The sequence below is a fragment of the Streptomyces sp. NPDC041970 genome, from assembly GCF_055588985.1.
Genome location: NZ_JBVJCD010000003.1, coordinates 168,323 through 183,125 on the forward strand (window position 1 = coordinate 168,323; position 14,803 = coordinate 183,125).

Sequence of the window (14,803 nt, forward strand, 5' to 3'; positions counted from 1 at the left end):
TCAGGGCTTCGGTCACGATCACAGTCACGGGGACGACGCTAGTGGCGCACAGCGCCGGGGTCGTCAGCCCTGGCGGCTGGATCGGCATCAGCCTCCAGGCGTACGGCCCCGTAGGGGAGGGGCGGGGCGGAGGTTGTCCACAGGCCGGGCGCACCCCTTGACGCCGCCGCCGGGCATTGTCACATTCATCAGTGTCACGTTACGAGCACGTACCGCACACGGCGGGCCCCGGCGGCCCGCCGCGGCCCGGCCTGCGCACGGTCGCCCCGGTCAAGGGAACTACGGCGCTCGGGCGCGGAGTTCGAGAGGACCGCGGCCGTTCCCGGCGACCGGGCGCCGTGCGGTGCGCCCGAGGCCGGGCGACGACCTGCCGCACCCGCGGCGCTGGACCGAGGAGAAGGTGGCGGAGTGGATCTGTCTCAAGCGCGTGAGCGACGGGTGCGCACGGGCGGCGTCGAGCTGTGCGTCGCCGAGCTGGGGGACGCGGCCCGGCCGACCGTGGTGCTGGTCCACGGCTATCCGGACAGCAAGGAGGTCTGGTCGGACGTCGCCGTGCGGTTGGCCGAGCGGTGGCACGTCGTGCTGTACGACGTGCGGGGGCACGGCCGGTCCACCGCCCCCGCGCCGCTGCGCGGAGGCTTCACGCTGGAGAAGCTCACCGACGACTTCGTGGCCGTGATCGACGCGGTCAGCCCCGACCGGCCGGTGCACGTCGCCGGCCACGACTGGGGGTCGGTGCAGTCCTGGGAATTCGTCACGGTCGCGCGGACCAGGGGCCGGATCGCCTCCTTCACCTCGATCTCCGGCCCGTCGCTGGACCACTTCGGGCACTGGATCAAGCGGCGGACGACCCGGCCCACCCCGCGCCACGTCGGCCAACTCCTCGGTCAGGGAGCCAAGTCGTGGTACGTGGCGATGCTCCACACACCGGTCCTGCCGGAGCTGGCCTGGCGCGGTCCGCTCGGCAAGCGGTGGCCGCGCATCCTGGAGCGGCTGGAGAAGGTCCCGGCGGGCGACTACCCCACCGCCTCCCTGCCGGACGACGCGGCGCACGGCGCCTGGCTCTACCGCGACAACGTCCGCGCCCGGCTGAGCCGGCCGCGCGCCGACGCCCACGCCCACGCCCCGGTCCAACTGATCACGCCGACCGGGGACGCCTTCCTCTCCGAGCAGCTCTACGACCGCCTGGAGGAGTGGGTCCCCACGCTGGTACGCCGGTCGCTGCCGGCCAAGCACTGGGCGCCCCGCACCCGGCCGGACCAGGTGGCCTCCTGGATCGGGGACTTCGTCACGGCCAACGAGTCGGCGGGACAGGGGGGCCCGCCCGTACGGGACGCGGCGGCCGAGAGCCCGTACGCGCGGTGGTTCGCCGGCCGGCTCGTCCTGGTGACGGGCGCGGCCTCCGGGATCGGCCGGGCCACCGCGCTGGCCTTCGCCGGGGCGGGCGCCCGCGTGGTGGCCGTGGACCGCGACGCGGAGGGCGCTGCCCGGACCGCCGAGACGGCGCGGCGCGTCGGGGCGCCGGCGGCCTGGGGCGAGGAGGTCGACGTCAGCGACGAAGCCGCCATGGAGAAGCTGGCCGACCGGGTGGCCGCCCAGTACGGGGTCGTCGACGTCCTGGTCAACAACGCCGGGATCGGCCTCTCCGGCCCCTTCCTGGAGACGACCGCACAGGACTGGAAGGCGGTCCTGGACGTCAACCTGTGGGGCGTCATCCACGGCTGCCGGATCTTCGGCAAGCAGATGGCCGACCGCGGCCAGGGCGGCCACATCGTCAACACCGCGTCGGCCGCCGCCTTCCAGCCCTCCCGGACGCTCCCCGCGTACAGCACCTCGAAGGCCGCCGTGCTGATGCTCAGCGAGTGCCTGCGAGCCGAGTTGGCCGAGCGGTCGATCGGGGTGAGCGCGATATGCCCCGGCATCGTCAACACCGGCATCACCTCCACGGCACGGTTCGCGGGGGCCGACGCGGTCGAGGAGGAACGGCTGCGGAAGCGGGCGGGACGGCTCTACGGACGGCGGAACTACCCGCCGGAGAAGGTCGCCGACGCCGTCCTGCGGGCGGTGGTGCGCAACCAGGCCGTGGTGCCGGTCACCCCGGAGGCGCGCGGCGCCCGGCTGCTGTCCCGGCTGAGCCCGACGGCCCTGCGCGCCGTCGCCCGGCTGAAGCCTCCGCTGTGAGCGGGGCGGGTGCGGCGTCCCCCGCCTCCTCGGCCCCGTCGGCGGAGGTCCGGAGCGCCGAGTACCGGATCGAGGACCTGGCCCACGCCAGCGGGGCCACGGTGCGCACGATCCGCGCCTACCAGGACCGGGGGCTGCTGCCGACCCCCGAGCGGCGCGGCCGGGCCAACGTGTACCGGGCCGCCCATCTGGCCCGGCTGCGGCAGATCGCGGACCTCCTCGACCGCGGCTACACCCTGGCCAGCATCAAGGAGCTGCTGGAGGCGTGGGACGCGGGCCGGGGGCTGGGCGGCGTCCTGGGGCTGGCCGCCGAGGTGCACGGCCCGTGGACGGACGAGGAGGCGGGCCGGATCACGCGCGACGAGCTGGACGCCCGGTTCGGCGGCGGCTCGCAGGTCGACGAGGCGATCGCGGAGGCGGTGGAGCTGGGGGTGCTGGAGCCGGTCCCCGGCCGGGACGACGCGTTCCTCGTGCCGAGCCCGCAGGAGCTGGCGGTCGCCGTGGAGCTGCACGCGGCCGGCGTCCCGCTCCCGGCGATATCCGGGCACCTGCGGGAGCTGCGCGGGCAGGTGGAGCACATAGCGGCCCGCTTCCTGGAGTTCACCACCGAGCACGTCTTCGCCCGCTACCTGGCCCACCACCCGCCCACCGACGCCGACGCGGCCGAAGCGGCGACCCTGGTGCGCCGGCTGCGGCCCCTCGCCCAGCAGACGGTGGACGCCGAACTCGCCCGCGCCATGCGGACGTTCGCCACCCGGTCGCTGCACCACCACCTCGGCGCGGAGGCGCCCGCGGCCGACGACGAGGCGACCCGCCCGGTCCTGCTCCCGCTCCGGACGGCCCGAGCCGTGCAGCGGTTGGTGGGCGCGGACCGGGTGGCCGACTTCGTCACGGCGGCGACGGAACGCGAAGTCCAGGCCCGCACGTTGGACGCACTCGCCCCATTGCCCACAGAACCACAGAAGTCCGGCCAAATGCCCTGAAACGCACCGCCGTTGTCCACAGAAACGTCATATCCCTTGTGGAAAAGTCGAGTTCGCTGTGGATCAAACCTGGGAGCGGCGAACAGTGGAGGCAATCGGGAGAACATCCGGGAAAGGCGGAGGAAAGGGGGCGCACGCCGGGAGGGGCGCTGAACCCGAATGCGCCGATGTCCTGGCGCGCGTGGGCGGGGGGGCAGCGGGGCGACCTCGCGGGCGGGGCGGCCGGACGGACGGGGGGGCAGGGCGGCCGTCACGGATGAGCTGTGGGAGCGGGCGAACGTCGCGGAGGGGCCGTGGGCGCGGGCCGAACACCGTAGGCACGGGCGGAAGGGGTGGCCGTCATGGACAGTCCATGGGCGCGGGCCGGAGGGACGGCCGTCACGGCCGGACACCGTGGCCGTAGACGACCGCCCTCGCACCGCCGCCGGGCCGGCTCGTTGCGCGGGCGGTCGGTCGCCCGGTGCTCGGACGGGGCGCTCACGCGGCCTGTGGATCATCAGGAACGCGGGTCGTAGGCTCGGGGCATGACTCTGCGCCTGAGCACCGTGATCCTGCCTGTCGACCGCTGGCACGAGGGCGGCCGCGCGAAGTGGCGGCGCGCCGAGGAGCTGGGCTTCCACACGGCGTACACCTACGACCACCTGTCCTGGCGAAGCTTCCGCGACGGGCCCTGGTTCGGTGCGCTGCCCACGCTCACGGCCGCCGCCACGGCGACCGAGCGCCTCCGTCTGGGCACGCTGGTCACCTCCCCGAACTTCCGCCATCCCGTGACGCTCGCCAAGGAGTTGATCTCCCTCGACGACATCTCGGGCGGGCGGGTGACGCTCGGCATCGGCGCGGGCGGCAGCGGCTTCGACGCGACGGCTCTCGGGCAGGAGGCGTGGACGCCGCGGGAGCGGGCCGACCGCTTCGGCGAGTTCGTCCCGCTGCTCGACCGGCTGCTCACCGAGGGCGCGGTGACGCAGGGCGGGGACTTCTACGCGGCGGTCGAGGCGCGGAACATTCCGGGCTGCGTGCAGCGGCCCCGGTTGCCCTTCGCCGTCGCCGCGACCGGCCCGCGCGGGTTGAAGCTGGCCGCCCGGCACGGACAGGCGTGGGTGACGACCGGGGACCCGAAGCTGTTCGAGAAGGGGACCCCCGAGCAGTCGGCGGCGGCGCTGCGGAACCAGATCGAGCGGCTCGGCGCGGCCTGTGCCGAGATCGGACGGGACGCCGGAACCATGGACAAGATCCTCCTCCACGGCTTCACCCCGGAGCGCAACACCCCGTTGGACAGCGTCGAGGCCTTCGTCGACTACCTGGGCCGCCACCGTGAACTCGGCTTCACCGAGATCGTCGTCCACTGGCCCGTCGCCGACTCCGACTTCAGCGTGGACCCGGCCGTCTTCGAGGCCATCGCCACCGAGGCGGTCGGCCGGCTGGGCTGAGGAAGCCGGCCGTGCGCCCCAGGGCGTCGACGCGCCGTCGCCGCCCGGCCTCGTCGCCCAGGCGGCGGTGCGGCGAGGCGGCGGTGCGGCGAGGCCCCGACACGGCAGTGCGGCGAGGCGGCGAGACCCCGACGCGGTGCACCGCCGCACCGCCGCACCGCGCGGCACGCCCCTACCGGAGACCGAGCAGCTTCCGCATCGACTCGGCGGCACGTACGGCGGCGTCGCCGCAGCAGTTGTTGAACAGGACGTGGACCTCCCGCGCCCGCTCCGCCATCGCGCGGACGCGCGGCACCCACTCGGAGAGTTCTTCCGGCGTGTACGCGTGCCGGAACCGCTCCTCCTTGGTGCCGGTCCCCCAAGCGGTGTTGCGGCCGTGGAAACGGACCAGGGCCAGCTCCGGGGTCGTGACCCGTACGACCGGCGGGAGGGACGCGGGGAGCGTCTGCACCATGTCCACGGCCACGGCCGTGGCGTCCAGCTCCGCCAGCAGGGCGGTCGTCGCCGCGGCCTGGTCCTCCCGCCACCAGCCGGGGTGCCGGAACTCCACGGCCACCGGCCACCCCGCCGCCCGTTCGCGGCAGCGGCGCAGGAACTCCACCGCCGGCCGGCCCGGCGCCAGCCGGGGCGGGAACTGGAAGACCAGCGTGCCCAGGCGGCCCGCATCGCGCAGCGGCGCGAGGGCCGCGCTGTAGCGGTCCCACACCTCGTCGAGCAGTGCGGGGTCGACACCCGCCCCTCCGTGCGGGCGGGCGAGCGCCGGGCGCAGGTCCGCGGGCAGCGCCTCGGGCCGGGTCGGGTGCCCGGTGAGCAGGGAGAACGCCTTCACGTCGAACCGGAAGCCCTCAGGGGTGCGGTCGGCCCAGAGAAGGCTGTTGCGGGTGCTGGGCAGCCCGTAGTAGGTGGAGTCCACCTCCGCCACCGGGAACTGCTCGGCGTAGTACCGCAGCCTGCCCTCCGCGTCGCGGTGGCCCCGCGGGTACCACCCGCTGGACACCAGCGCCTTGTCCGTCCACGAACACGTTCCAACCCGGATCTCTCCCATGCCGCCCGTCTTCCCGCCGCGCGGTGACGGATGCCCCCGGCGCGTCGCCCTGCCGCCCGAGCCCCGCCGCACGCGCGTCCGCGCCCGCGCGCCCCGGACGGGCGCGCCTCGACACGAGGCGTCCGGCGAGGTGCGCCCGCGCTACCGCGGGCTCCGGCGGGGCACGCCCGCGATAGCTCTGGCATATGCCTCGGGGATGTTCCGCAGGTCACGGGCTCACCCCCTCAGATGTGCGCCCCTCCGCACGCCCGTGCACCTCTATGGGCGAGAATGACCGGGTGACCTCAGTGACCGATGCGCCTCTCCCCGCCGTGACCCGGTTGATCGCCACCGACCTCGACGGCACCCTGCTGCGCGACGACAAGACGCTGTCCGCGCGCACGGTCGCGGCCCTCGCCGCAGCCGAGGAGTCCGGGATCGAGGTCTTCTTCGTGACCGGCAGGCCCGCCCGCTGGATGGACGTCGTCCGGGAGCACTGCCACAGCCACGGCACCGCGATCTGCGCCAACGGGGCCGTGGTCACCGACCTGCGGACCGACGGCGACCTGCTCTCCGTACGGCCGCTGGACCGCGAGCGCGCCCTGCGCGTCGTCCACACCCTGCGCGCGGCGGCCCCCGGCACCTCGTTCGCCGTCGAGCTGACGACCGGCATCAACTACGAACCCGCCTACCCGCCCTTCCACCTGGACCCCGGCGCGGCGGTCGCCGACGCCGAGAAGCTGCTGCACGAGGACGCGCCGGACTCCGGGGCGCCCGTGCTCAAGCTCCTCGCCCACCACACCGAGCTGGCCCCCGACGTCTTCCTCGCCCTGGCCCGCGAGACCGCCGGCGACCACGCCTCCATCACCCGCTCCAGCCCCTCCGCCCTTCTGGAGATCAGCGGTCTCGGGGTCTCCAAGGCGACGACGCTCGCCGCCTGCTGCGCCGAGCGGGGCATCTCCCCCGCCGAGGTGGTCGCCTTCGGCGACATGCCCAACGACGTCGAGATGCTGAGCTGGGCCGGCGCCTCGTACGCCATGGGCAACGCCCACCCGGACGCGCTGGCCGCCGCGTCCGGGCGGACCGCGACCAACGAGGAGGACGGCGTGGCGATCGTCATCGAGCGCATCCTCGCCGCCCGCGCGGCAACGCGCTGAAGTCCCGCGGCGGCCGGGCGCACCCCGCCGCCGGCCCCTGAAGCCCGCCGGGCCCGGCCCGCCCCGGACCTCACAGCGGGGCCTCCCACACCACCGTCGTACCGCCGCCGCCCTCCCCGATCCCCGGCCCGAACCAGCTCGCCCCGCCCAGGGACTCGGCCCGGCGGGCCAGATTGCGCAGTCCGCTGCGGCGACCGCCCTCCGGGATGCCCACCCCGTCGTCCGCGACCGAGAGGCGGACCGCGCCCCGGCCGTCCGGCAGGGTCGCCGTCGCGTCGACGACCACGTCGATCACACCGGCCCCGGCGTGCCGGAAGGCGTTGGAGAGCGCCTCGCGGAGCGCCGCGACGAGGTTCTTGCCGGTCAGCTCGCCGACGAGGGAGTCCACCGGGCCCACGAAGCGGTGCGAGGGCTTGAAACCGAGCGGGACGGCGGCCAGGTTGATCTCCCGCAGCACCCGCGTGCGCAACCCCGAGGGGGCCTCGGCCGGTTCCTGCTGGAGCGCGAAGATGGCCGTGCGGATCTCCTGGATCGTCACGTCCAGCTCGTCGACCGCCCGGCCGACGCCGGTCCGCACCTCGGGGGCCACCGGCCTGCGCTGGGCGCTCTCCAGCATCATCCCGGTGGCGAACAGCCGCTGGATGACCAGGTCGTGGAGGTCGCGGGCGATGCGGTCGCGGTCCTCGTACACCGCCAGCCGCTCCCGGTCCCGTTGCGCCTCGGCCATCATCAGCGCGAGGGCGGCCTGGGAGGCGAACTGGGTGGCCAGCGTCCGCTCGGCCGCCGTGAACGGCCGCGCACCGCGGCCGCGGGGGGTCGCCAGCGCGCCGAGCACCCGGCCGCCACTGTGCAGCGGCAGCATCATGCTCGGGCCGAACCGGTCCGCGAGCCCGGTGACCATCCGGCTGTCGGCGGCCGAGTCGTCGACGAACACCGCGTCGCCGGCGAGCAGCCGCTCCACCACCGGGCTCTCCGGCCCGACGATCATGCCGAGCGGGGGCGAGGGATCGTCCGACGACACCGCGACGATCTCCAGACCGCCCTCCTCGGCCGGCAGCAGCACGATCCCCGCGGCGGATTCGGCGAGCCGGCGGGCCTGTTCGGCCACTACCGACAGCGCGTCGTCGGCGTCCCCGCCCGACAGCAGCGCCGTGGTCACCGCGACCGAGCCGTCGATCCAGCGCTCCCGCTGCCGCGCCGCCTCGTACAGCCGGGCGTTGCCGAGGGCGATCCCGGCCTCCGTGGCGAGCACCCGCACCATGTGGAGGTCGTAGTCGCCGAACTCCGCGCCGTCCCGCTTCCCCGTCAGGTAGAGGTCGCCGAAGACCTCCCCCTGGACCCGGATGGGCACCTGGAGGAAGGTCCGCGCCCCAGGGCCGCCTGGCGGCGGTCCGGCGGCCTCCGGACCGCCCGGCGGATCTGCCGGCCGCACGGATGCGGACGCGCGGAGCAGCGCGGACAGGAGGCCCCGGCCCCCGTCGGCCCGCCGGCCGACCTCCGCGACGACCTCCTCGGGAACGCCGTGGGTGACGAAGTCCGCGAGCGCCCCGCCCTCGTCGTCGACGACGCCGATCGCCGCGCACCGGGCGTGCGCGAGGTCGGCGGCCGTCTCGCAGATCCGGTCCAGCGTGGAGTGCAGCTCCAGCCCCGTCCCGACGGAACGCAGCGCCTCCAGGAGCTGCGGCACCCGCGCGGTCAGCTCGGCGGAGAGGCCCTGGAGGCTCCGGGCGGCCCCGGTGGAGTCGGCGGGCGGGTCCTTCGGGTCGGGCTCTGCCATGGGCCGAGCCTAGTTAGTGAGGGTTTGTACGGAAAGTCGGACGTGTTCCCCTCCCGTACGCCCCCGAATCCCACCGCCCGACGCGGCCCCCCGGCAGCCCGCTCAGCGGGCCGCCCCCACCGTGTCCCGTTCGCGCTCCACCATGCGGCGCAGCGGTCCGTCCTCGGCGGCGAGTTCGGCGTACGGGCCGCGCTGCACCACCCGGCCCTCCTCCAGGACGAGCACTTCGTCCACGGCGTCGAGGCCGGTCAGCCGGTGGGTGATCAGCACCGTCGCCCGCCCCCGCGTCGCGGCCAGCAGGTCGGCGGTGAGGGCGTCGGCCGTGGCCAGGTCCAGGTGCTCGGCCGGCTCGTCCAGGACGAGGACGGGGAAGTCGGCGAGCAGTGCCCGAGCCAGCGCGAGCCGCTGGCGCTGACCGCCGGAGAGCCGGGCGCCGTGCTCGCCCACCGGGGTGTCGAGCCCCTCCGGCAGGGCCGACGCCCAGTCCAGCAGCCGGGCCTCCGCGAGCGCGTCGCGCAGTTCGGCGTCGGTCGCTCCGGGGCGGGCCAGGCGCAGGTTCTCCCGGACCGAGCTGTCGAAGACGTGCGCGTCCTGGGCGCACAGCCCGACCGAACGCCGCACCGTGTCCGACTCCAGCGCCGCCGCGTCGATGCCGCCGAGCCGGTACGTCCCCGACGAGGCGTCCAGGAAGCGCAGGAGGACCTGGGCGAGGGTCGTCTTGCCCGAACCGGACGGGCCCACGACCGCGATGCGCCGTCCGGGGGTCAGCGTCAGGTCGAGCGACGCCAGAGCGTCCCGCCCGGCCCCCGGATAGCGGGCGGTCAGCCCCCGGACCTCCAGCGGGAACGGGGAGCCGGGCCCCTCGGCCGGGACCGCGGGCTCCCTGACCGGGACGGGCGCGTCCAGCACCTCGAACACCCGCTCCGCGCTCCGCGCCACCCGCCGGCGGTACCGCACCGCCAGCGGCAGCCCGGTGACGGCCTCGAAGGCGGCGAGCGGGGTCAGCACCACCACGGCGAGCGCCACGCCGGGCAGCCGTCCGTCGTGCACGGCGGGTACCGCGACGAGCGCGGCCGCCACCACGGTGAGCCCGCAGACCAGGGCGGACAGCCCGCCGCTCAGTGCCGTCGCGGCGGCCGCGCGGGAGGCGATCCGGGTCAGCCGCGCGTCGGCCGCCCGCAGGTGCTCCTGCCGGGCGGGCAGCGCACCCGCCACGGTCAGTTCGGCCGTCCCGCCGAGGAGATCGGTGACCCGGACGGCCAGCGCGGCACGGGCGGGCGCGAGCTGACGCTCCGTACGGCGGGCGCAGGCCACGCCGACCAGGGGCACGCCGACCCCGGCGGCCAGCAGCCCGACCGCCAGGACCGCCCCCGCCTCCGGGAGCAGCCACCCGGTGAACCCGACCGCCGCCGTCCCCACGAGGAGCGCGGTCCCGGCGGGCAGCAACCAGCGCAGCCAGTAGTCCTGGAGCGCGTCCACGTCCGCGACGAGCCGGGACAGCAGGTCGCCTCGGCGCGCGGTGCGCAGCCCTGCGGGGGCGATGCGTTCGAGCCCCCGGTAGACGGCGACGCGCACCCCGGCCAGCAGCTTCAGCACCGCGTCGTGCGAGACCAGCCGCTCGGCGTAGCGGAACACCGCCCGGCCGATGCCGAAGGCGCGCGTCGCGGTGACCGCCATCATCAGGTGGAGGACCGGGGGCTGTTCGGAGGCGCGGGAGATCAGCCAGCCGGAGACCGCCATGAGCCCCACGGCCGACCCGACCGCCAGGCTGCCCAGCAGCAGGGCCAGCGCCAACTGCCCCCGCTGCGCCCCGGCGGACGCCCGGACCCGTGCGAGGACCCGGCCCGAGCGCTGCGCGGACTCCGCGTGCGGCTCCTCCGTCCGGCGCGCGTCCAGCAGCTCCCCGCCGGCGAGCGGCTGCGGCACGGCCGGGCCCGGAGCCCCGGCGTCCCCGTGACGGTCCGCCGCTCGTTCTCCGGGGTGCGCCTCCAGCGTCACCACGCGGTCGGCGACCGCCAGCAGCGCCGGGCGGTGGACGACGAGCAGCACGGTCCGCCCGGCCGCCAGCCTCCGCACGGCGTCGACGATGCCCGCCTCGCTCTCGCCGTCCAGGCTCGCGGTCGGCTCGTCCAGCAGCAGGAGCGGCCGGTCGGCGAGGAACGCGCGGGCCAGGGCGAGACGCTGGCGCTGCCCGGCGGAGAGCCCGGCGCCGTCCTCGCCCAGCGGGGTCCGCGCCCCGTCGGGCAGGGCCGCGACGAAGTCGTACGCCCCCGCGTCGCGCAGGGCCGCGAGGACGGCCTCGTCGTCGGCGTCGGGGCGGGCGAGCCGGACGTTCTCGGCGATCGTCCCCGCGAAGAGGTGGGGGCGCTGGGGGACCCAGGCGATACGGCTCCGCCAGCGCTCGGCGTCGAGCTCCGCGAGGTCCCGGCCGCCGACCCGGACGGTCCCCTCGTCGGGCGTCGTGAAGCCGAGGACCACGTTCAGCAGCGTGGACTTCCCCACGCCGCTCGGGCCGACCAGGGCGACGGTCTCCCCCGGTTCCACGGTGAGCGAGGCGGCGGCCGGCGAGGGTTCGGCGCGGCCCGCGTGGCGTACGGTCACGTCCGCCAGCTCCAGGCGCAGCGTCCCCGGCGCGTCGTGGCCGCCGGTGGCGCGGGGCTCGGTCTCCAGGACGGTGAAGATCTCCTCTGCGGCCGAGAGCCCCTCGGCCGCCGCGTGGTACTGCGCTCCGACCTGGCGGAGCGGCAGATACGCCTCCGGGGCCAGGATCAGGACGACCAGCCCGGTGTAGAGGTCCAGTTCCCCGTGGACGAGCCGCATCCCGATGGTGACGGCGACCAGGGCCACCGACAGGGTCGCCAGCAGCTCCAGCGCGAACGAGGAGAGGAAGGCGATCCGCAGGGTGCGCAGGGTGGCGCGGCGGTAGTCGGAGGTGATCGCGCGGATCGACTCGGCCTGGGCCTTGGCCCGGCCGAAGACCTTCAGGGTGGGCAGCCCGGCGACGACGTCCAGGAAGTGGCCGGAGAGCCGGGACAGCAGGCGCCACTGCCGGTCCATGCGGGACTGGGTGGCCCAGCCGATGAGGATCATGAAGAGCGGGATCAGCGGCAGGGTGACGACGATGATCGCGGCCGAGACCCAGTCCTCGGTGACGATCCGGGCCAGTACCGCCGCCGGGACGACGACCGCGAGTCCGAGCTGCGGCAGGTAGCGCGCGAAGTAGTCGTCGAGCGCGTCGATGCCTCGGGTCGCGAGCGCGACGAGGGACCCGGTGCGCTGCCCGCTCAACCAGTCGGGCCCGAGTCGCGCGGCGCGCTCCAGGAGCCGGCCGCGCAGTTCGGAGACGACGGCCGCGCTCGCCCGGTGGGCCGCCAGCTCGGTGAGCCAGGCGACCAGGGCCCGCCCGAGGGCGACCCCGGCGAGCAGGAAGAGGGGGGTGCGCAGGGCGGTGACCGTGAGCCCGTCCTCGAAGCCGCCCACCACGATCTCGGCGATGAGCATCGCCTGCGCGATCACCAGCAGGGCGCTGACCAGGCCGAGGACGACGACGGCCGCCAGGAAGCGGCGGGTGGCGCGTGCGTGGCGGAGCAGTCGCGGATCGATCGGTTTCACGTGAAACATCTCCCAGGGGGACCGGCGAGATCGTCGGCCTCGTCGGCCCCGCCGGAGCGGCGGAGCCGACGAGGCCCGCGGGAAGCGGCTGTCAGTGCGCGTCGGCGATGTGCTGGGTGCCGATCCGCTTGCGGAACACCCAGTACGTCCAGCTCTGGTAGAGCAGCACCATGGGCGTGGCGATGCCCGCGCACCAGGTCATGATCTTGAGCGTGTACGGACTGGACGAGGCGTTGGTGACCGTGAGGTTCCAGGCGTCGTCCAGCGAGGACGGCATGACGTTCGGGAACAGCGCGAGGAAGAGCATCGCCACCGCGGCCGCGATGGTCACCCCCGACAGCGCGAACGACCAGCCCTCGCGTCCCTTGGCGATGGCCCCGATCGCGCCCACGAGCGACACCGCCGCCACGATCAGCGCGAGCAGGCTCCAGGAGCCGCCGCTGTCCGCCTGCGTCCAGAGCAGGAACGCCAGCGCCGGCACCGCGGTGACCGGCCCCAGCTTCAGCGCCAGGGCGCGGGACCGGGCCCGGATGTCGCCGACCGTCTTGAGACCGGCGAACACCGCTCCGTGGAAGGTGAACAGGGAGAGCGTCACGAGGCCGCCGAGGAGCGCGTACGGGTTCAGCAGATCGAGGAGGTTGCCGACGTACTCCATGTCGGCGTCGATCTTCACGCCCCGCACGATGTTCCCGAACGCCACGCCCCACAGGAAGGCCGGGATGAGGGAGGTCCAGAAGATCGCGGTCTCCCAGTTCCTCTGCCACCTCTCCTCGGGCCGCTTGGCCCGGTACTCGAAGGCGACGCCGCGCACGATCAGGCAGACCAGGATGACCAGCAGCGGCAGGTAGAACCCGGAGAAGAGCGTGGCGTACCACTCGGGGAAGGCGGCGAAGGTCGCGCCGCCCGCGCTGAGCAGCCAGACCTCGTTGCCGTCCCAGACCGGGCCGATCGTGTTGATCAGGACCCGCCGCTCCTTGCGGTCGCGGGCCAGCAGCCTGGTGAGGACCCCGATGCCGAAGTCGAATCCCTCCAGGAAGAAGTAGCCGGTCCAGAGGACGGCGATGAGCACGAACCACACGTCGTGGAGTTCCATCTCTCAGCTCCTGTGCTCAGTACGAGAAGGCCATCGGCCGGTCGGCGTCTTCGGCGTCGTGGCCGCCGATCCGGGTGGGCGGGTTGAGGTCGTCCTCGGTGAGTTCCGGCGGCCCGGCCTTGACGTACTTCACGAGGAGCTTCACCTCGATCACGGCGAGCACCGCGTAGAGCAGGGTGAAGACGATCATCGAGGCGAGCACCTCGCCCTGCGAGACGCCGGGGGAGACCCCCGCCCGCGTCTGGAGCACCCCGTAGACGACCCACGGCTGGCGACCCGTCTCGGTGAAGATCCAGCCCCAGGAGTTGGCGATCAGCGGGAAGAGCATCGTCCAGAGCGCGACGACCCAGTAGAGCCTGGTGAACCGCGGGCTGAGCGGCTTCCGGAACAGGACCAGACGCGGCACCTCGTCCTCGGCGGTCCGCAGCGCCGGCGGCAGCAGGAACCTCTTCCTGGTCAGCCAGAGCCCCAGCAGGCCGAGGCTGAAGGAGGCCATGCCGAAGCCGATCATCCACCGGAAGCTCCAGAACGCGACCGGGATGTTGGGCCGGTAGTCGCCCGGCCCGTACTTCTCCTGCGCCGCCTTGTTGACGTCGTTGATGCCGGGGACGTAGGCGTCGACGTCGCTGTGGGCGAGGAAGGACAGTACGCCGGGCAGCGAGATCTCCACGGAGTTGTGGCCCTCGCTGACGTCCCCGTACGCGAAGATCGAGAACGGGGCGCGGTCCTGGCCCTCCCACAGCGCCTCGGCGGCGGCCATCTTCATCGGCTGCTGCCGGAACATGACCTTGCCCAGGCTGTCGCCGCTGACGGCGGTGAGCAGTCCCGCGACCACCACGGTGATCAGGCCGAGCCGCAGCGAGGTCCGCATCACCGGGATGTGCCTCTTGCGGGCCAGGTGGAACGCGGCGATGCCGACCATGAAGGCCCCGCCGACCAGGAACGCCGCCGTGATGGTGTGGAAGAACTGGGTCACCGCGGTGTCCTGGGTGAGCACCCGCCAGAAGTCGGTCAGCTCCGCCCGGCCGCGCTCCTCGTCGATCCGGTAGCCGACCGGGTGCTGCATCCAGGAGTTGGCCGCCAGGATGAAGTACGCCGACAGGACCGTGCCGATCGAGACCATCCAGATGCACGCGAGGTGGATCCTCTTCGGCAGCTTGTCCCAGCCGAAGATCCACAGCCCGATGAAGGTGGACTCGAAGAAGAACGCGATCAGCGCCTCGAACGCCAGCGGTGCGCCGAAGACGTCCCCGACGAAGCGCGAGTAGTCGGACCAGTTCATGCCGAACTGGAACTCCTGGACGATGCCCGTGACCACGCCCATGGCGATGTTGATCAGGAACAGCTTGCCCCAGAACTTGGTCGCCCTGAGGTACTTCTCGTCGTCCGTCCGCACCCAGGCGGTCTGCAGGCCCGCGGTGAGCGCGGCGAGCGAGATCGTCAGCGGGACGAAGAGGAAGTGGTAGACGGTGGTGATGCCGAACTGCCAGCGCGCCAGGGTCTCCGGCGCCAGAGCGAGGTCCACGTCTTGTCTCCTTACATCGCCGTG

9 protein-coding genes are annotated in these 14,803 nt (G+C 74.2%); 4 read left to right on the top strand and 5 right to left on the bottom strand.

Translation table 11 applies throughout. The annotated features are described in order from the left end of the window. Nucleotides 1–408 precede the first annotated feature (408 nt). From ACZ6EJ_RS03300 to ACZ6EJ_RS03310, 3 genes are all read left to right on the top strand, one after another. The gene (locus ACZ6EJ_RS03300; protein WP_469264179.1) at nucleotides 409–2,181 is read left to right on the top strand and encodes an SDR family oxidoreductase; all 1,773 of its coding nucleotides are present in this window, start codon (nucleotides 409–411) and stop codon (nucleotides 2,179–2,181) included. Continuing rightward, complete coding sequence (locus ACZ6EJ_RS03305; protein ID WP_469264181.1) at nucleotides 2,178–3,164, top strand: MerR family transcriptional regulator; 987 nt, start codon at nucleotides 2,178–2,180, stop codon at nucleotides 3,162–3,164. Before ACZ6EJ_RS03300 ends, ACZ6EJ_RS03305 begins: the two co-directional genes overlap by 4 nt. A 524-nt stretch (nucleotides 3,165–3,688) precedes the next feature. Beyond that, entirely contained in the window at nucleotides 3,689–4,591 is a 903-nt protein-coding gene (locus ACZ6EJ_RS03310; RefSeq protein ID WP_469264182.1) for an LLM class flavin-dependent oxidoreductase, read from the top strand. Between the two features lie 172 nt (nucleotides 4,592–4,763). Here ACZ6EJ_RS03310 and ACZ6EJ_RS03315 read toward each other — a convergent pair whose 3' ends face one another. After that, nucleotides 4,764–5,636, bottom strand: coding sequence for a DUF72 domain-containing protein (locus ACZ6EJ_RS03315; protein WP_469264183.1), 873 nt, complete (start codon nucleotides 5,634–5,636; stop codon nucleotides 4,764–4,766). Between the two features lie 260 nt (nucleotides 5,637–5,896). On the opposite strand from ACZ6EJ_RS03315, the gene ACZ6EJ_RS03320 reads away from it, so the two are divergent. After that, complete coding sequence (locus tag ACZ6EJ_RS03320) at nucleotides 5,897–6,772, top strand: Cof-type HAD-IIB family hydrolase (protein WP_469264184.1); 876 nt, start codon at nucleotides 5,897–5,899, stop codon at nucleotides 6,770–6,772. A gap of 70 nt (nucleotides 6,773–6,842) precedes the next feature. On the opposite strand, the gene ACZ6EJ_RS03325 is transcribed toward ACZ6EJ_RS03320, so the two are convergent. The 4 genes from ACZ6EJ_RS03325 to ACZ6EJ_RS03340 form a co-directional block, all read right to left on the bottom strand. Then, nucleotides 6,843–8,549, bottom strand: coding sequence for a GAF domain-containing sensor histidine kinase (locus ACZ6EJ_RS03325; protein ID WP_469264186.1), 1,707 nt, complete (start codon nucleotides 8,547–8,549; stop codon nucleotides 6,843–6,845). Nucleotides 8,550–8,651: 102 nt separating this feature from the next. Next, the gene (gene cydD, locus ACZ6EJ_RS03330; protein WP_469264187.1) at nucleotides 8,652–12,161 is read right to left on the bottom strand and encodes a thiol reductant ABC exporter subunit CydD; all 3,510 of its coding nucleotides are present in this window, start codon (nucleotides 12,159–12,161) and stop codon (nucleotides 8,652–8,654) included. A gap of 91 nt (nucleotides 12,162–12,252) precedes the next feature. Further along, nucleotides 12,253–13,254 carry a cytochrome d ubiquinol oxidase subunit II gene (gene cydB, locus ACZ6EJ_RS03335; RefSeq protein ID WP_469264189.1) on the bottom strand — a complete coding sequence of 334 codons (1,002 nt, stop codon included), beginning with the start codon at nucleotides 13,252–13,254 and terminating at the stop codon, nucleotides 12,253–12,255. 16 nt (nucleotides 13,255–13,270) lie between these two features. Then, entirely contained in the window at nucleotides 13,271–14,779 is a 1,509-nt protein-coding gene (locus tag ACZ6EJ_RS03340) for a cytochrome ubiquinol oxidase subunit I (protein WP_469264191.1), read from the bottom strand. Nucleotides 14,780–14,803 lie beyond the last annotated feature (24 nt).